Source organism: Nocardiopsis sp. FIRDI 009, assembly GCF_003386285.1.
Lineage (GTDB): Bacteria > Actinomycetota > Actinomycetes > Streptosporangiales > Streptosporangiaceae > Nocardiopsis.
Genome location: NZ_QPNC01000019.1, coordinates 1 through 17,791 on the forward strand (window position 1 = coordinate 1; position 17,791 = coordinate 17,791).

The 17,791-nt window shown below is 70.9% G+C and carries 13 protein-coding genes; 12 read left to right on the plus strand and 1 reads right to left on the minus strand.

Annotation, left to right across the window (positions count from 1 at the left end; all coding sequences use genetic code 11):
• Nucleotides 1-94: 94 nt before the first annotated feature.
• The 6 genes from DVR05_RS16215 (at nucleotide 95) to DVR05_RS16240 (ending at nucleotide 9,659) form a co-directional block, all read left to right on the plus strand.
• Nucleotides 95-1,180, plus strand: coding sequence for an S-(hydroxymethyl)mycothiol dehydrogenase (locus tag DVR05_RS16215; RefSeq protein ID WP_116246737.1), 1,086 nt, complete (start codon nucleotides 95-97; stop codon nucleotides 1,178-1,180).
• Complete coding sequence (locus DVR05_RS16220) at nucleotides 1,177-1,806, plus strand: MBL fold metallo-hydrolase (RefSeq protein ID WP_116246738.1); 630 nt, start codon at nucleotides 1,177-1,179, stop codon at nucleotides 1,804-1,806. Before DVR05_RS16215 ends, DVR05_RS16220 begins: the two co-directional genes overlap by 4 nt.
• Before the next feature lie 35 nt (nucleotides 1,807-1,841).
• Nucleotides 1,842-4,292 carry an FAD-dependent oxidoreductase gene (locus tag DVR05_RS16225; RefSeq protein ID WP_116246739.1) on the plus strand — a complete coding sequence of 817 codons (2,451 nt, stop codon included), beginning with the start codon at nucleotides 1,842-1,844 and terminating at the stop codon, nucleotides 4,290-4,292.
• A gap of 106 nt (nucleotides 4,293-4,398) precedes the next feature.
• On the plus strand, nucleotides 4,399-5,565 hold the full coding sequence (locus DVR05_RS16230; RefSeq protein WP_116246740.1) for an aromatic ring-hydroxylating dioxygenase subunit alpha: 1,167 nt from the start codon (nucleotides 4,399-4,401) through the stop codon (nucleotides 5,563-5,565).
• Nucleotides 5,566-5,570: 5 nt separating this feature from the next.
• Nucleotides 5,571-7,328 carry a BCCT family transporter gene (locus DVR05_RS16235; protein WP_116246741.1) on the plus strand — a complete coding sequence of 586 codons (1,758 nt, stop codon included), beginning with the start codon at nucleotides 5,571-5,573 and terminating at the stop codon, nucleotides 7,326-7,328.
• 3 nt (nucleotides 7,329-7,331) lie between these two features.
• Nucleotides 7,332-9,659: an FdhF/YdeP family oxidoreductase gene (locus DVR05_RS16240; protein WP_116246742.1), complete on the plus strand. Its 2,328-nt coding sequence runs from the start codon at nucleotides 7,332-7,334 to the stop codon at nucleotides 9,657-9,659.
• An 80-nt stretch (nucleotides 9,660-9,739) separates the two neighbouring features.
• On the opposite strand, the gene DVR05_RS16245 is transcribed toward DVR05_RS16240, so the two are convergent.
• Entirely contained in the window at nucleotides 9,740-10,396 is a 657-nt protein-coding gene (locus tag DVR05_RS16245) for a GntR family transcriptional regulator (protein ID WP_116246743.1), read from the minus strand.
• Between the two features lie 76 nt (nucleotides 10,397-10,472).
• Here DVR05_RS16245 and DVR05_RS16250 point away from each other — a divergent pair, with 76 nt between their 5' ends.
• The 6 genes from DVR05_RS16250 to purU are packed head-to-tail and all read left to right on the plus strand — an operon-like array spanning nucleotide 10,473 to nucleotide 17,781.
• Nucleotides 10,473-11,720, plus strand: a complete 1,248-nt coding sequence (locus DVR05_RS16250) for a sarcosine oxidase subunit beta family protein (protein WP_116246744.1) — start codon at nucleotides 10,473-10,475, stop codon at nucleotides 11,718-11,720.
• Nucleotides 11,721-11,737: 17 nt separating this feature from the next.
• Nucleotides 11,738-12,037: a sarcosine oxidase subunit delta gene (locus tag DVR05_RS16255; RefSeq protein ID WP_116246745.1), complete on the plus strand. Its 300-nt coding sequence runs from the start codon at nucleotides 11,738-11,740 to the stop codon at nucleotides 12,035-12,037.
• Complete coding sequence (locus DVR05_RS16260) at nucleotides 12,034-14,904, plus strand: 2Fe-2S iron-sulfur cluster-binding protein (RefSeq protein ID WP_116246746.1); 2,871 nt, start codon at nucleotides 12,034-12,036, stop codon at nucleotides 14,902-14,904. Before DVR05_RS16255 ends, DVR05_RS16260 begins: the two co-directional genes overlap by 4 nt.
• On the plus strand, nucleotides 14,894-15,505 hold the full coding sequence (locus DVR05_RS16265; RefSeq protein WP_116246747.1) for a sarcosine oxidase subunit gamma: 612 nt from the start codon (nucleotides 14,894-14,896) through the stop codon (nucleotides 15,503-15,505). Before DVR05_RS16260 ends, DVR05_RS16265 begins: the two co-directional genes overlap by 11 nt.
• Entirely contained in the window at nucleotides 15,502-16,875 is a 1,374-nt protein-coding gene (locus DVR05_RS16270) for an L-serine ammonia-lyase (RefSeq protein WP_116246748.1), read from the plus strand. Before DVR05_RS16265 ends, DVR05_RS16270 begins: the two co-directional genes overlap by 4 nt.
• 54 nt (nucleotides 16,876-16,929) lie before the next feature.
• On the plus strand, nucleotides 16,930-17,781 hold the full coding sequence (gene purU / locus DVR05_RS16275) for a formyltetrahydrofolate deformylase (protein WP_116246749.1): 852 nt from the start codon (nucleotides 16,930-16,932) through the stop codon (nucleotides 17,779-17,781).
• The last annotated feature ends 10 nt before the right edge of the window (nucleotides 17,782-17,791 follow it).

Consider the following 17,791-nt stretch of genomic DNA (forward strand, 5'->3'; position numbering starts at 1 on the left):
CCCGGGCCCTGCGGGGTCGGGTGCGGGCTCTGACGGACAAGCACCCGCTCTACCCCAACCTGTGACGGGTCCTGACACGACAGGGAGAAGAACAGTGGTACACGCAGTCAAGGGTGTCGTGGCCCCGGGGCGCGGAGCCGAGGTCTCCGTCGAGACGATCCTGGTCCCCGAGCCCGGCCCCGGCGAAGCCCTGGTGAAGGTCCAGGCATGCGGGGTCTGCCACACCGACCTGCACTACCGGGAGGGCGGCATCAACGACGACTTCCCGTTCCTGCTCGGGCACGAGGCCGCCGGGGTGGTGGAGGCCGTCGGAGACGGTGTCACCGACCTGTCGGCGGGGGACTTCGTCGTCCTCAACTGGCGTGCCGTCTGCGGAGTGTGCCGGGCGTGCCGACGCGGACGGCCCTGGTACTGCTTCGACACCCACAACGCCGCGCAGCCGATGACGCTGGAGGACGGCACCCCGCTGAGCCCCGCGCTGGGCATCGGCGCCTTCGCCGAGAAGACCCTGGTCCACAGCGGCCAGTGCACCAAGGTCGACCCGAAGGCGCCGCCGGAGGTGGCCGGACTGCTCGGCTGCGGCGTCATGGCGGGCATCGGCGCGGCGATCAACACCGGGTCGGTCGGCCGCGGGGACAGCGTCGCCGTCCTCGGCTGCGGCGGTGTCGGCGACGCGGCCATCGCGGGCGCCCGACTGGCTGGCGCCCACACGATCATCGCCGTCGACCTCGACCGGCGCAAACTCGACTGGGCCGAACAGCTGGGCGCCACCCACACCGTGGACGCGGGGGCCCGGGACGTGATCGAGTCGATCCGGGAGCTGACCGGCGGTCACGGGGCGGACGTCGTGATCGACGCGGTCGGCAGGCCGGAGACCTTCCGCCAGGCGTTCTACGCCCGCGACCTCGCCGGGACGGTGGTGCTGGTCGGCGTTCCCACCCCGGACATGACCGTCGAGCTCCCCCTCCTGGACGTGTTCGGCCGCGGCGGGGCGGTGCGGTCGTCCTGGTACGGCGACTGCCTGCCCAGTCGCGACTTCCCCATGCTCGTCGACCTGTACCTCCAAGGCCGGCTCGACCTGGGCGCCTTCGTCACCGAGACGATCGGCATCGGCGACGTCGAACGCGCCTTCGAGGACATGCACGCCGGGCGCGTCCTGCGATCGGTGGTGGTCCTGTGAGCGCGCGTATCGAACACCTGGAGACCTTCGGGACCTTCAGCCTCGACGGCGGCACCTGGGAGGTGTTCAACAACGTCTGGCTGGTGGGCGACGACGAGGAGGTCGTCGTCATCGACCCCGCGCACGACGCCGCGGCGGTCTCGGCGGCGATCGGCGGTCGCACCGTGGTCGCCGTGGTCTGCACCCACGGACACGACGACCACATCAACGCCGCCGCCGAGGTGGCCGACAAGTCCGGTGGGCCGATCCTGATCCACCCCGACGACGAACCGCTCTGGCGGTCCGTCCACCCCGACCGCGACCCCGACGTCTGGCTGGCCCACGGGGAATCCGTCACGGTGGCCGGGGTGACGCTGCGGGTGCTCAGCACGCCGGGCCACACCTGGGGCGCGGTCTCGCTGTACGCCCCCGACCTGGGCGCCGTCTTCTCCGGCGACACCCTCTTCCAGGGCGGTCCGGGCGCCACGGGCCGCTCCTACTCCTCCTTCCCGACCATCATCGAGTCGATCCGGGACAGCCTGCTGACACTGCCCGCCGACACCGTCGTCCACACCGGACACGGTCCCACCACGACCATCGGCGCCGAGGCGCCGCACCTGGACGGCTGGATCCAGCGCGGATTCTGACGCGCTCCGACCACACGATCAGGAGGGACCCCCCTATGCCGACCCAACCACGCGTCGTGCTCATCGGAGCGGGCATCGTCGGCTGCGCGCTGGCCGACGAGCTGACCGCACGCGGGTGGACCGACGTCACCGTGCTCGAACAGGGGCCGCTGTTCGCCACCGGTGGCTCCAGCTCCCACGCGCCCGGTCTGGTGTACCAGACCGTCGGGTGCAAGACCATGACGGAGTTCGCCAAGTACACCGTCGCCAAGTACACCGCGCTGACGCTCGACGACAAGTGGTGTTTCCAACAGCTCGGCGGTCTGGAGGTGGCCACCACCCCGGAGCGCTGGGCCGACCTGAAGCGCAGGCACGGCTGGGCGACGTCGTGGGGGGTGGAGAGCTACCTGCGCGACCCCGGCGAGTGCGCCGAACTGCACCCGCTGCTCGACCCCGGCAAGGTCCTCGGCGGGTTCCACATCCCCAGCGACGGCCTGGCCAAGCCGCTGCGCGCGGCCGAGGCCCAGGCCAGGCGGGCGATGGACCGCGGCGCGCGCTTCCTCGCGCACCACAAGGTCACCGGGGTAGAACGCCAGGGCGGACGGGTCCGCTCCGTCGTCACCGAGCACGACACCTTCGCCGCCGACATCGTCGTCTCCTGCGCCGGCATGTGGGGACCGCGGATCGGCCGCATGGTCGACCTCGACATCCCGCTGGTGCCGATGGCGCACCAGTACGTCAAGACCTCGCCGCTGCCGGTCCTGCGGGGCGTCAACGACGAGCTGCGCGAGATGAGCAAGCCCCTGCTGCGGCACCAGGAGGCCGGCCTCTACTTCCGCGAACACGTCGACCGCCTCGGCATCGGCGCCTACGAGCACCGCCCGATGCCGGTCTCCGCCGACGACATCCTCGACCCCGGGGACGCGCCGACCATGCCGTCGGAGCTGCCGTTCACCCCGGACGACTTCGACACGTCCTGGGCGGACTCGGTCGACCTGCTGCCGTGCCTGGCCGACGCCAAGGTCGACGAGGGGATCAACGGGCTGTTCTCCTTCACCCCGGACGGCAACCCCCTGCTCGGCGAGCACCCCGACCTCCGGGGTTTCTGGGTGGCCGAGGCGGTCTGGATCACGCACTCCGCGGGCGTGGCCAAGGCGATGGCGGAGTGGCTGGTCGATGGTCACCCCACCCTCGACCTGCACGGCTGCGACCTCAACCGGTTCGAGGAGGTCGAGCGCGGAGCGGACTACGTCCACCTGCGCAGCTGCCAGGCGTTCGACGAGGTCTACGACGTGCTGCACCCGTTGCAGCCCGCCGAACGGCCGCGTCCGCTGCGGACCAGCCCGTTCCACGAACGACAGGTCGAACTCGGCGCGGTGTTCCTCGAGGGGGGCGGCTGGGAGCGGCCGCACTGGTACGAGGCCAACGCGGACCTGCCCGAGATCGAGGAGATCCCCGAACGGGGCGACTGGGCCGCCCGGTTCTGGTCGCCGATCGCGGGTGCCGAGGCGTTGGTGGCGCGCAAGCGGGTGGCGATGTTCGACATGACCCCCCTGAAGCGGATCGAGGTCACCGGCCCCGAGGCGCTGACCTTCCTCCAGACGATGACGACCAACCAGCTCGACCGCAGGGTCGGATCGGTCGTCTACACCCTCATGCTCAACGAGGACGGCGGGATCCGCAGCGACCTCACCGTGGCCCGGCTCGCCGAGGACCGCTTCCAGGTGGGCGCCAACGGCCCGATCGACCTCGACTGGCTGCGCCGGCACCTTCCGCCGGGCGGGCGCGTGCAGGTCCGTGACATCACCGCGGGCACCTGCTGCATCGGGCTGTGGGGGCCCGCCGCGCGCAGGCTCCTCCAACCGCTGACCCGTGAGGACTTCTCACACGAGGGGCTGGGCTACTTCAAGGCCAGGTGCGCCTTCGTCGGCGACGTCCCGGTGACCGCGATGCGCCTGTCCTACGTCGGCGAACTGGGCTGGGAGCTCTACACCACCGCAGACCTGGGCCGTCGCCTGTGGGACACGCTCTGGGAGGCGGGCCGGGAGCACGGCGTGATCGCCGCGGGCCGCAGCGCCTTCAACAGCATGCGCCTGGAGAAGGGCTACCGCTCCTGGGGCACGGACATGACCACCGAACACGACCCGTACGAGGCGGGGCTCGGCTTCGCGGTGCGCATGAACAAGGGCTACTTCCACGGGAAGAACGCCCTGAAGGGCCGCTCCGAGGACACCGTCACACGCAGGCTCACCTGCCTGACCATCGACGACCCCCGCCAGGTCGTCATGGGCTCGGAGCCGGTCCACGCCGACGGCGCGCCGGTCGGCTACGTCACCAGCGCCGCGCGCGGCTACACCGTCGGCAGGAACATCGCCTACGCGTGGCTGCCCGCCCAGGTCTCCCGGCCCGGCACCCCCGTCGAGATCGAGTACTTCGGCGAGCGCGTTCCCGCGGTGGTCGCGGCCGAGCCGCTCTTCGACCCCGACATGACCCGTATCCGGTCGTGAACCGGACACGGAACTCCCGGCCACCGGCCACGGTTCCCGAACGTTCCCGTCCCCTTCGATCCCCGGCGCCCCGTCAGCGTCCGCACAGCACGGAACGGAGACCACATTGACCGAGAACCTCGTCGCCCCTCCAGCCACCGGCGGTTCCGAACTGCCCGAAAGCCTGATCCCGACCCTGCCCGGCCACACCTACACCGACCCGGAGGTCTTCACCCGGGAACAGGAGAGGATCTTCGAGCGGATGTGGTTCTGCGCGGTCCGCGGCGCCGACCTGCGCAAACCCGGCGACTTCCGCACCGTCCAGATCGGACGGGAGAGCGTGGTCGTCACCCGGTCCCGCGACGGCGCGCTGCGCGCCTTCCTCAACATCTGCCGGCACCGGGGCGCCAAGCTCTGCGTGGAGGAGTCGGGCAGCGTCAAGCGGAACTTCCAGTGCCCCTACCACGCCTGGACCTACGGGCTCGACGGGAAGCTGGTCGCTGCCCCCAACCTGACCTCGATGCCGGACATCGACCGCACCGAGTACGGCCTCAAGCCGGTACACCTGCGGGAGTGGCTCGGCTACGCGTGGCTGTGCCTGGCCCAGGACCCGCCCTCGTTCGCCGACACCGTGCAGGCCGACGTCATCGGGCGGCTGGGGTCGCTGGAGGCCATCGACAACTTCGAGATCGACGAGCTCGAACTCGGCCGGCGCATCACCTACGACGTCAGGGCCAACTGGAAGCTCATCATCGAGAACTTCATGGAGTGCTACCACTGCGCGACCATCCACCCCGAACTCACCGAGGTGCTGCCCGAGTTCGCCGACGGCTACGCCGCCCAGTACTTCGTCGGCCACGGCGCGGCCTTCGGTGAGGACGTCTCCGGGTTCACCGTGGACGGCAGCGAAGGCTTCGACAAACTGTCCGGGGTGGGCTCCGACCAGGACCGCAAGTACTACGCGATCACCGTCCGGCCGCAGGTTTTCGTCAACCTGGTCCCGGATCACGTTATTCTGCACCGGATGTTCCCATTGGCCGCCGACCGCACCCTCGTGGAATGCGACTGGCTGTACAGCAAGGACGTCGTGGCGTCCGGCCGCGACGTCTCGCACTCCGTCGAGCTGTTCCACCGGGTCAACCAGCAGGACTTCGACGCCTGCGAGCGCTGCCAGCCCGCGATGTCGTCGCGGGCCTACGCCGACGGCGGTGTCCTCGTTCCCTCCGAGCACCACATCGGCGAGTTCCATGAATGGGTGCAGAACGTACTATCCCCCGACAAGGACGGTGACTAGCAGGCATGATCACTGCCCCCAGGGTCTTTTGGCCCTCAGTGATTCTAGTAACGGTATTCGTCGCGTTCACGGTAGCCTTCACCGACGTCGTGTCCACGGCGATCACCACCATGCAGAGTACCCTGATCGGCACGTTCGGGTGGTACTACATCCTGATCGTGTGCGGGTTCGTGGTGTTCTCGGTCCGGGTGGGCCTCGGCCGGTTCGGCGACATCAAGCTCGGCCCCGACGACGAGGAGCCCGAGTTCAAACTCAGCACCTGGTTCTCGATGCTGTTCGCCTCGGGCATGGGCATCGGGCTGGTGTTCTGGGGCGTCGCGGAGCCGCTGAACCACTTCGCCGCCCCGAAGCCGGGTGTCGAGGGAACGTCGCAGGAACTCGCCCAGCAGTCGCTGGTGCAGACGTTCCTGCACTGGGGCCTGCACCCGTGGGCGATCTACGTGGTGGTCGGCCTCGCCATCGCCTACGCGATCCATCGCAAGAGGCGTCCGGTGTCGATCCGCTGGGCGCTGGAACCGTTGCTGGGCAAGCAGCGGGTGAACGGCTGGCTCGGCGACCTGATCGACATCGTCACGGTCATCGGGACCCTGTTCGGTGTGGCCACCTCGCTCGGCCTCGGCGTGCTGCAGATCGCCTCCGGGCTCGACGCGCTCGGGATCGTCAGCGACCCGGGCAACTGGACGAACATCATCCTGATCGGCGGCATCACGGCGCTGGCCATCTTCTCGGTGACCACCGGCGTGAAGCGCGGGGTCAAGTGGCTCTCCCAGATCAACATGGGGCTCGCCGCCGTCCTGATGCTCGTCGTGCTGGTCACGGGGCCGACGCTGTTCCTCCTCCGGGAGTTCGTGCAGTCGATCGGGCTCTACTTCCAGAACCTGCTTCAGCTGAGCTTCGACACCACCGCGCTGGAGGGTCAGGACGGCGCCCAGTGGCAGGGCGGGTGGACGACCTTCTACTGGGGCTGGTGGATGTCCTGGGCGCCGTTCGTCGGCGTGTTCATCGCGCGTATCTCGCGTGGCCGGACGGTGCGGGAGTTCGTCACCGGTGTCCTGCTGGTGCCGACCGCGGTCACCTTCCTGTGGCTCACCGTGTTCGGCGGCAGCGCACTGTACCGCGAGCTGTTCGGTTCCGGGGGAGGCGTCTCGGCGGACGGAGGCGTCAACACCGAGGGCGCCCTCTTCGGCCTGCTCGGTGGTCTGCCGGGGGGCACCGTCCTGGTCGCGGGCGCGGTCGTCCTGATCGTGCTGTTCTTCGTGACCTCGTCGGACTCCGGTTCGCTCGTGGTCGACATGCTGGCCTCCGGGGGCAGCGCCGAGACGCCGGTCTGGAGCCGGGTGTTCTGGGCGACCGCCGAGGGACTGGTCGCCGTCACGCTGCTGCTCGCGGGTGGCTTGGGCGCCCTTCAGGTCGGCGCCATCCTCATCGCCCTGCCGTTCAGCGTCGTCATGCTGCTGATGTGCGTGGCGACCTGGAAGCAGCTCGGGGAGGAACGCCGCCGCCAGATCCGGGCCCAACGCAGGATGGAGCGCGAGGAACTCACCGAGCAGGTCTCCCAGAACCTCCTCGAAGAGGGGGAGTTCACCGAGCAGGTCTCCCAGAACCTGCTCGAAGAGGGGGAGTTCACCGCGCAGCTCTCCCAGAACCTCATCGAAGAGGGCTGGACCGACCCGAACGGCGGAGCGAACGGTACGGAACCCTCGCCGAACGGTACGGGCTCCTCGGACACCGCGGCCGCCGACACCGCCAAGGACAAGGTCTGACACATGGCGAAGCGCGTATCCGACGAGGACATTGACGAGGATGCGCTGCGCGTGGGTGAGCCCGGCCACGCCGCGGCCGGGCTCACCGGGGTTCTCGTCTCGCTCCAGCGCAGCCGGGAGCAGATGGGCGTCGGCCGGACCGTGCGGACGCTGCCGCTGATCAACCAGCGGGCCGGGTTCGACTGTCCCGGCTGCGCGTGGCCGGACCCGCGCGCGGCCGAGGGAGAACGGCGCAAACCCGCCGAGTTCTGTGAGAACGGGGCGAAGGCCGTCGCGGAGGAGGCCACGACCCGCCGGGTCGGCCCCGACTTCTTCGCCCGGCACCCGGTCGCCGAACTGGCCGAGCGCACCGACTACTGGCTCGGCCGGCAGGGGAGGCTGACGCAGCCGATGATCCTGCGCCGCGGCGACGATCACTACCGGCCGATCGGCTGGGACGCGGCGTTCGACGTCATCGCCGAGAACCTGGCCTCGCTCGGTTCCCCGGACGAGGCGGCGTTCTACACCTCGGGCCGGACCAGCAACGAGGCGGCGTTCGCCTACCAGCTGATGGTGCGGTGCCTGGGCACCAACAACCTGCCCGACTGCTCGAACATGTGCCACGAGTCGTCGGGGGTGGCGCTGAAGGAGACGATCGGGGTCGGTACCGGGTCGGTGTCGCTGTCCGACGTGGAGCACGCGGACCTGGTCCTGGTGCTCGGCCAGAACCCGGGCACCAACCATCCGCGCATGCTGGCGTCACTGGAGAGGGTGAAGCACCGCGGCGGCCGGATCGTGGCGGTCAACCCGCTGCCGGAGGCCGGGCTGTACCGGTTCAAGAATCCGCAGAAGCCGAGCGGGATCGTGAGCCGGGGCACCGCGCTGGCGGACGAGTTCGCGCAGATCCGCATCGGCGGCGACCTCGCGCTGCTCCGGGCCCTGACAGGGTTGCTGGCGCAGGCCGAGGACGCGGCGCCGGGCACGGTACTGGACCGCGCGTTCATCGAGGCGCACACGCACGGCTTCGCGGAGTTCCTCGCCCAGGCCCGGCGGATCGACTGGACGGCGACCGAACGCGCGACCGGACTCGACCGGCGGCAGATCGAGCGGATCGCGCGCATGCTGATGGACTCGGAGCGCACCGTGGTGTGCTGGGCGATGGGCCTGACCCAGCACAAGCAGGGGGTGGCGACCATCCGGGAGGTCGTCAACCTGATGCTGATGCGCGGCATGGTCGGCAAACCCGGGGCCGGGCTGTGCCCGGTGCGCGGGCACTCCAACGTGCAGGGCGACCGCACCATGGGCATCTACGAGAAGATGCCCGACTCGTTTCTGGACGCTCTGGAACGCGAGTTCGGGGTCACGGTACCGCGGGAACACGGCATGGACACCGTCGAGGTGCTGCACGGGATGCACGACGGGCGGGTCAGGGCGCTGTTCGCGATGGGCGGGAACTTCGCCGCCGCCACCCCGGACACCGAGGCCACCGCGCGGGCGCTGCGCGGCTGCGCGCTGACGGTGCACGTCTCGACGAAGCTCAACCGCTCGCACGTCGTGCCGGGGGAGACCGCGCTGATCCTGCCCACCCTCGGCCGCACCGAGCGGGACGTCCAGGAGTCGGGGGAGCAGTTCGTCACCGTCGAGGACTCGATGTCGGTGGTGCACGCCTCCCGGGGCAGGCTCCGCCCCGCGAGCGAGCACCTGCTGTCCGAGGTGGCGATCGTCAGCCGTCTCGCCCGCAGACTGCTCGGCGCGGACCATCCGGTGCGGTGGGAGGAGTTCGAGCGCGACTACGACGTCGTCCGCGACCACATCGCGCGGGTGGTGCCGGGCTGCGAGGACTACAACCGGCGGGTGCGGGAGCCGGACGGGTTCGTGATGCCGCATCCGCCCCGTGACTCACGCACCTTCCCGACGCGGACCGGACGGGCGAACTTCACGGTCAACGTCCCCGAACCGATCGAGGTCCCCGAGGGCAGGCTGCTCCTGCAGACGCTGCGCAGCCACGACCAGTACAACACCACGGTCTACGGGCTGTCCGACCGCTACCGGGGCATCGAGGACGCGCGCCGCGTGGTGCTGGTCAACGACGCCGACATCGCCGCGCTCGGCTTCGCCGACGGGGACCTGGTCGACCTGGTCTCGGAGTGGCCCGATCCGCGCGGCGGCGTCGAGGAGCGCCGCGCCCGCCGGTTCCGGATCGTGTCCTATCCGACGGCCGTCGGGTGCGCCGCCGCCTACTATCCGGAGGCGAACTCGCTGGTGCCGCTCGGCGCGGTGGCGGACAGGTCCAACACGCCCGTGTCGAAGGCGGTCGTGGTGCGGTTGGAGGCCCCTGCCGGTGCCGACTAGATTCCGCGTCTCGGAAGGGGTACTCCGGGGGCGCCCGAACGCGGGCCGCAGCGCAGCGGAGGGCCAAGGCGAGGACAGCGTCAGATCAGGGCGCGGATGGCCTCCTCGAACCCGGTGACGTGTCTCAGGGCGAGGTCGGCGGCTTGGTCGGCCTCGCCCTCGATGATGGCGGTCAACAGCGGGACGTGCTCGTCCACGTGGCCGGTCACCCCGGACAGCCGGGGGATGAAGACGCACCAGATCCTGGTGGCCAGACTGTCGTAGGCGATCAGCGTGTCCTCGAGGAAGGGGTTGTAGGCGCACCGGTAGATCGCCCGGTGCACGGCGACGTCGGTGCGGAGCAGTTCGGCGTTGTCGTTGCCCCGCTCGCTCTCCAGACGGGACCGCAGCTCGGTGAGCTCGGCGCGGTCGGCGGGCGTGGCGCGCTCGGCCGCGGCCGAGGCGGCGAGCGGCTCCAGGGTGCGCCGCACCTCCGAGATGTGCGCCAGGTCGGAGATCTGCACGTCGGTGGCGAAGGTGCCGCGGCGCGGGTAGGCGACGACCATGCGGTCCCTCTCCAGGCGTTTCAACGCCTCGCGGATCGGCGTGCGACCCATCCCGAGGTCGGCGCTGAGCCGGTCCTCGTTGATCGGATCGCCCGGCTTGATCTCCAGCATCACCAGCCGGTCGCGGATCGTGACGTAGGCCTGTTCCGCGAGTGAGGCTCCCGACGATTGGTTCTTGACCTGAGTTCCCATGTGACCTACAGTACTACGAAGACTGATATATCAGTAGTTGATCAGATGGCGTCCCCCTTCCGCTGGAGGCATCGCGATGACCGACCCCGTGCCCCCCGTCCAGCCGCCCGGCGCGCACCTGCCCGACCACCCCGACTTCCTCTGGGACGACCTGGGCCCCAGGGCCTTCTACGACGTCGTGATCGTCGGCGGCGGCGGTCACGGCCTCGCCACCGCCTACTACCTCGCCAAGGTGCACGGCATCACGAACGTGGCGGTGCTGGAGAAGGGGTGGCTGGCGGGCGGCAACATGGCCCGCAACACCACGATCATCCGCTCCAACTACCTGTGGGACGAGAGCTCGGGCATCTACGAGCACTCCCTGAAGCTCTGGGAGGGCCTGGAGGAGGACCTCGGCTACCCGATCCTGTTCGACCAGCGCGGGGTGCTCAACCTCGCGCACAGCCTCCAGGACGTGCGCGACAGCGTGCGGCGGGTCAACGCCAACCGGCTCAACGGCATCGACGCCGAGTGGCTCGACCCGCGGGGCGTCAAGGAGGTCTGCCCGATCGTCAACATCTCGGAGGACGTGCGCTACCCCGTGCTGGGGGCGACCTACCAGCCGCGCGCCGGGATCGCCAAGCACGACTACGTGGCCTGGGGCTACGCACGCGCCGCCCACGAGATGGGCGTCGACCTCATCCAGAACTGCGAGGTCACCGGGATCGAGACGGTCGGCGGCCGGGTCACCGCGGTGGAGACCACCCGCGGCCGCATCGCCGCGGGCCGCGTCGGACTGTGCGCGGCGGGCCACAGCTCCATCCTCGCGGCGATGGCCGGCATCCGGCTCCCGCTCGCGTCGCACCCGTTGCAGGCGCTGGTCTCGGAACTGCTCGAACCCGTGCACCCCACCGTGGTGATGTCCAACGCGGTGCACGTCTACGTGTCCCAGGCGCACAAGGGCGAACTGGTGATGGGCGCCGGGATCGACAGCTACAACGGCTACGGCCAGCGGGGGTCGTTCCACATCATCGAACGGCAGATGTCCGCCGCGCTGGAACTGTTCCCGATCTTCGCCCGGGCGCACCTGCTGCGGACCTGGGCGGGCATCGTCGACGTGAGCCCGGACGCCTCCCCGATCGTCGGCCTCACCCCCGTCGAGGGCCTCTACCTCAACTGCGGTTGGGGCACCGGCGGGTTCAAGGCCACCCCCGGCGTCGGCGACTGCTTCGCCTTCACCATCGCCCACGACAAACCGCACGCCCTCAACGAGCCGTTCACCCTCGAACGGTTCACCACCGGAGCCCTCGTCGACGAACACGGCGCCGCCGCCGTCGCGCACTGAGGGACAAGGAGCCAGGCATGCAACTCATCCCCTGCCCGTGGTGCGGGCCGCGTGAGGAAACCGAGTTCCACTACGGCGGCCAGGCACACGTCGCCTACCCCGAGGACCCAGCCGCCCTGACCGACGAGGAGTGGGCGCGGTACGTGTTCTTCCGCGACAACCCGAGCGGCCCGTTCGCCGAACGCTGGAGCCACAGCGCGGGTTGCCGCCGGTGGTTCAACGCCGTCCGCGACACCAGAACCTACGACCTGCTGGCCGTCTACCGCATCGGTGAGCCGATGCCCGATCTCAGCGAGAGGGACGAGGTGGTCTCGTGAGCGCGACCTTCCGCCTGCCCACCGGCGGCCTCATCGACAGGGACACCGCACTGCGGTTCACCTTCAACGGCCGGTCGATGACCGGGCACCCCGGGGACACCCTGGCGTCCGCGCTGCTGGCCAACGGCGTGCACGCGATCGGCACCAGCGTCAGGTACGGCCGGCCGCGCGGCATCGTGGCGGCGGGCTCGGAGGACCCGACGTCGCTGGTGCAGATCGAGCGGCCGTTCCCCGAGCCGATGCTGACCGCGACCACCGTCGAACTCCACGACGGCCTGGTGGCGTACGGCCTGCCCGGACAGGGCAGGCTGGCGGACGAGCCCGACCCCGCCCGCTACGACGCCAAGCACGTGCACTGCGACGTCCTCGTCGTCGGCGCGGGGCCCGCGGGCCTGGTGGCCGCGCTCACCGCCGCCCGCGGCGGCGGCCGGGTCGTCGTGGTCGACGAGCAGGACCGGGCCGGGGGCGCGCTGCTCGGCACCAGGGAGTACCTCGGCGAGCGGCTGTCGCAGGAGTGGGTCGCCGACATCGTGGCGGAACTGCGCGGCACCCCCGGCGTGCTGGTCCTCGACCGCACCACGGCGTTCGGCGTCTACCAGGACGGGTTCGTCCTCGCCCTCCAGCGCCGCACCGACCACCTCGGCTTCGACGCGCCCGCCGACGCGGCCCGTCAGCGCGTCTGGCGGATCAGGGCCAGACAGACCGTGCTCGCCACCGGCGCCCACGAGCGCCCCGTCGTCTTCGCCGACAACGACCGTCCCGGGATCATGCTCGCCGGTTCGGCGCGCACCTTCCTGCACCGCTACGGCGTCCTGCCCGGCACGCGGGCGGTCGTCTTCACCACCAACGACAGCGCCTACCGCGCGGCGATCGACCTCGCCAGGGCCGGTCTGGACGTCGCGACGGTCGTCGACGCCAGACCCGCCGCGCCCAGCGTCCTCGCCGCACGCTGCTCCGCCCGCGGGATCGAGGTGCGCGCCGGTCACGTCGTCACCGGCACCGAGGGCGACGCCCGGGTCACCGGCGTCCGCATCGCCCCGCTGCCCGGCGCCGACGGGACCCCCGAGACCGTCGACTGCGACACCCTGCTGGTCTCCGGCGGCTGGAACCCCGTCGTGCACCTGTTCAGCCAGGCGCGCGGCATGCTCCGCTACGACTCCGGGCTCGGCGCCTTCGTTCCCGGCGAGGAGCTGCCGACGGTGCGGGTCGCGGGGTCGGCGACGGGTGCGCTGGACCTCACCTCGTGTCTTCGACAGGGTCGCGCCGCCGGGCTCGCGGCCGCGCTCGCGGCGGGGTTCGCCCCGGTGGACGAGGACGAGCTCCCGGTGTCGGGCGAGCGGACCGACGAGCAGCCCGGCACGGTCATGTGGCGCGTCCCGGGCGAGCCCCGCAAGGGCGCCCCGGACACCCGCTTCGTCGACTTCCAGCGCGACGCCACGGTCTCCGACGTGCTGCGCGCCACCGACGCGGGGCTGCGCTCACTGGAGCACGTCAAGCGGTACACGACCATCGGCACCGCCCACGACCAGGGCAAGACGTCCGGGATGATCACCGCGGGGCTGGTCGCCGAGGAGCTGGGCGTCGAGCTCTCCGAGCAGCGGCCCACCACGTTCCGGCCGCCGTACACCCCGGTGTCCTTCGCCGCGCTGGCCGGACGGGACCGGGGGGAGCTGCACGATCCGGTGCGCGTGACCGCACAGCACCCCTGGCACGTCGCGCGCGGCGCGCTGTTCGAGGACGTGGGCCAGTGGAAGCGGCCCTGGTACTTCCCCCTGCCGGGCGAGGACATGGACACCGCCGTCCTGCGGGAGTGCCGCGCGGCGCGCGAGGGCGTCGCCCTCATGGACGCCTCGACCCTGGGCAAGATCGACCTCCAGGGCCGGGACGTCGGGTCGTTCCTCGACATGCTCTACACGAACAAGATGAGCAGCCTGAAGGTCGGCAGGATCCGCTACGGGGTGATGTGCGGCGTCGACGGCATGGTCATCGACGACGGAACCGTCATCCGGCTGGCGGAGGACCGGTTCCTGGTGACCACGACGACCGGCAACGCCGCGACGGTCCTGGACTGGATGGAGGAGTGGCTCCAGACCGAGTGGCCGCACCTGGACGTGTACGCCACCTCGGTCACCGAGCACTGGGCCACGTTCCCGTTGGTGGGGCCGCGGGCGCGGGACGTGCTCGCCGGGATCGCCCCCGACCTGGACGTGAGCAACGGGGCCTTCGGGTTCATGGAGTGGCGGGACACCGTGCTCGACGTCGGAGCGGGCGTCCCCGCGCGGGTGTGCCGGATCAGCTTCTCCGGCGAGCTGGCCTACGAGATCAACGTGACCGCCTGGCACGGCCTCGCCGTCTGGGAGGCGCTCATGGCGGCGGGCGAGCGGTACGGGATCACGCCGTACGGCACCGAGACCATGCACGTGCTGCGCGCCGAGAAGGGCTACCCGATCGTCGGTCAGGAGACCGACGCCACGGTCACCCCCCAGGACCTGGGAATGTCGTGGGCCGTGTCGAAGAAGAAGGCCGACTTCATCGGCAAGCGGTCCTTCGCCAGGGCGGAGAACACCCGGCCGGACCGCAAGCAGCTCGTCGGACTGCTGCCGGTCGACCCGCAGGTCCGGCTGCCGGAGGGCGCGCAGGTCGTCGGTACCGATCGCCTGCCCGACCCCCCGGTCCCGATGCTCGGCCACGTCACCTCCAGCTACCGCAGCGCCGCACTGGAGCGGACGTTCGCGCTCGCGGTCGTGCGCTCCGGCCGCGAACGCCTGGGGGAGACGCTCTACGTCCCCGTCGGGGACGACCTCGTTCCGGTCACCGTGACCGAGTCCGTGCTCTACGACAAGGAAGGAGCCCGCCGTGACGGCTGACACCAGCTCCCGGACCAGTCCGCTGACCGCCTGGGCGGACCGCCTCGCCGACCTCGCGCCCGCGCTGACGGCGGTGGAGCGGCCGTTCCTGACCCAGCTCACGGTCCGGGTCTCGGACCCGGAGGCCGTCGTCGCGATGGGGGAGGCGCTGGGCGTCGCGTTCCCTGCCGCCCCGTGCACGTTCACCCGGGGAGGCGGCCCCTTCGGCGACGTGGAGGTGCTGTGGCTGGGGCCGGACGAGTTCCTCGTGGTGGCCCGGTCGGAGCTGGACCTGCGGGTTCCGGTCGAGGACGCGCTGCGGGCCGCCCTCGGGCCTGCGCGGGGGGCGGTCGTGGACACCTCGGCCCAGCGCACGACGGTGGCGCTGTCGGGGCCGCACGTGCGGGACGTCCTCGCCCACGGCTGCGCCGTCGACCTGCACCCCTCGGCGGCCCCGACCGGCACCTGCGTGCAGACACTGCTGGCCAGGGCCGGGGTCATCATCCAGGTCGTCGACGCCGAGGCCGACATGTTCACCGTGCTGGTGCGGTCGTCGTTCGCCGAGTACCTGGCCGCGTGGCTGAGCGACGCCTGCGTCGAGTACCGGGCGGCCCTGTCATGAGCCTGAGCGTGTTCGACCTGTTCAAGGTCGGCATCGGGCCGTCGAGCTCGCACACCGTCGGTCCGATGCGCGCGGCGAGGACGTTCGCGGAGGGGCTGCGGGAGGAGCGGCTCCTGCCGCGGGTGGCGTCGGTACGCGTCGAACTGTTCGGATCGCTCGGAGCCACCGGCCACGGACACGGCAGCGTCAGGGCGGTGGTGCTCGGGCTCGCGGGGCACGCGCCCGACACCGTCGACCCGGTCGCGGTCCAGCCGGTGGTGGACGACGTGGCGGCGACCGGGAAGCTGGAGCTGGCGGGCGGCCGTGTGATCGGGTTCTCGGTCGACGACGACATCGTGCTGCACCGGAACAGGCGGCTCGACTTCCACAGCAACGGCATGGTGTTCCAGGCGTTCGACCGCGCCGGGACCCCGGTCGCGAACCGGACGTACTACTCGGTCGGCGGAGGCTTCGTCGTGGACGGGGACACCGCCGGGGCGAAGGTCCTCGTCGAGGACCCGACCCCCGTGGAGTACCCGTTCTCCACCGCCGAGGAACTGCTGGCCCACACCGCCCGCACCGGCCTGTCCCTCAGTTCGCTGATGCTGGCCAACGAGCGGGCCCGCCGCCCGGAGCAGGACACCAGGGACGGGCTGCTGGAGATCTGGGCGGTGATGCGGGAGTGCGTCGAACGCGGCTCCACGACCCGGGGCGTGCTGCCCGGCGGGCTCAGGGTCCGACGGCGCGCCGCGGCGCTGCGGGAGGAACTGGAGGCCGCGGGTGACCCCGGTGATCCGCTGCGGGCCATGGAATGGGTCACGATGTTCGCCCTGGCGGTCAACGAGGAGAACGCGGCGGGCGGTCGGATCGTGACCGCGCCGACCAACGGCGCGGCCGGGATCATCCCGGCGGTCCTGTGCTACTACGACCGCTTCGTTCCCGGAGCCGACGAGGACGGGATCGTGCGGTTCCTGCTCACAGCGGGCGCGGTCGGCATGCTGTTCAAGCGGAACGCCTCGATCTCCGGAGCGGAGGTCGGCTGCCAGGGTGAGGTCGGCTCCGCCTGCTCCATGGCCGCCGCCGGTCTCGCCGAGGTCCTCGACGCGACCCCCGCCCAGGTGGAGAACGCCGCGGAGATCGGGATCGAGCACAACCTCGGCCTCACCTGCGACCCGGTGGGCGGCCTGGTGCAGATCCCCTGCATCGAGCGCAACGCGATCGCCGCCGTCAAGGCCATCACCGCGGCGCGGATGTCGGTACGCGGCGACGGCGCACACCACGTGAGCCTGGACAAGGCCATCAAGACCATGCGCGAGACCGGTGCCGACATGAAGGACAAGTACAAGGAGACGGCTCGTGGCGGGCTCGCGCTCAACGTCGTCGAGTGCTGACCGGCGCCGCCTGAGCGTGGAGAACCCCCATCCCTGCACTCCGAGGAGGACATCGTGGCGCGCAACTTCATCCTCACCCTCCGGTGCCCGGAACGGGCCGGCATCGTCCACGCGGTGACCGAGTTCCTGGTCGACCGGGACTGCGACATCGTCGAGCACCAGCAGTTCGACGACGACATCCGCGGACAACTGTTCCTCAGGACGTCGTTCTCGTGCTCGGAGCCGGATGCGGACCTCGACGACCTGCGCAGCGCGTTCGTTCCCGTGGCGCGGGAGTTCGCCATGGAGTTCCAGATGTGGGACGAGCGGCCGCCCCGTGTCCTGGTGATGGTGTCGAAGACCGCCCACTGCCTCAACGACCTGCTGTTCCGCTGGCGTGCGGGCAACCTCGGCGGGGAACTCGTGGGGGTGGTGTCCAACCACGAGGACCTGCGGCCGATGGCCGAGGCGGCCGGCCTGGACTTCGTCCACGTGCCGGTGACCGCCGAGACCAAGGCCGCCGCCGAGGCGCGTCTGCTGGAGCTCGTCGAGGAGTACCGCGTCGACCTCGTGGTGCTCGCCCGGTACATGCAGGTGCTCTCCGACGACCTGTGCGCCAAGCTCGAAGGGCGCGTGATCAACATCCACCACTCGTTCCTTCCGGGTTTCAAGGGCGCGAAGCCGTACCAGCGGGCCTACGAGCGCGGCGTGAAGTACGTCGGAGCGACCGCGCACTACGTGACGGCCGACCTCGACGAGGGCCCGATCATCGAGCAGGAGGTGCTGCGGGTGGACCACTCCCACGACCCGCGCGCGCTGGCGACGGTGGGCCGCGACGCCGAGGCGCTCGCGCTGTCCCGGGCGGTGCGCTGGCACTGCCAGCACCGTGTCCTGCTCAACGGCCGCGGCACCGTCGTCTTCCGCTGACTTGCCAGGG

What these genes read in the sequence shown, in the direction of transcription:
- DVR05_RS16270 (WP_116246748.1), top strand. Translation starts at nt 15,502, where the DNA reads ATGAGCCTGAGCGTGTTCGACCTGTTCAAGGTCGGCATCGGGCCGTCG.
- DVR05_RS16250 (WP_116246744.1), top strand. Translation starts at nt 10,473, where the DNA reads ATGACCGACCCCGTGCCCCCCGTCCAGCCGCCCGGCGCGCACCTGCCC.
- DVR05_RS16245 (WP_116246743.1), bottom strand. Translation starts at nt 10,396, where the DNA reads ATGGGAACTCAGGTCAAGAACCAATCGTCGGGAGCCTCACTCGCGGAA.
- DVR05_RS16235 (WP_116246741.1), top strand. Translation starts at nt 5,571, where the DNA reads ATGATCACTGCCCCCAGGGTCTTTTGGCCCTCAGTGATTCTAGTAACG.
- DVR05_RS16225 (WP_116246739.1), top strand. Translation starts at nt 1,842, where the DNA reads ATGCCGACCCAACCACGCGTCGTGCTCATCGGAGCGGGCATCGTCGGC.
- DVR05_RS16255 (WP_116246745.1), top strand. Translation starts at nt 11,738, where the DNA reads ATGCAACTCATCCCCTGCCCGTGGTGCGGGCCGCGTGAGGAAACCGAG.
- DVR05_RS16240 (WP_116246742.1), top strand. Translation starts at nt 7,332, where the DNA reads ATGGCGAAGCGCGTATCCGACGAGGACATTGACGAGGATGCGCTGCGC.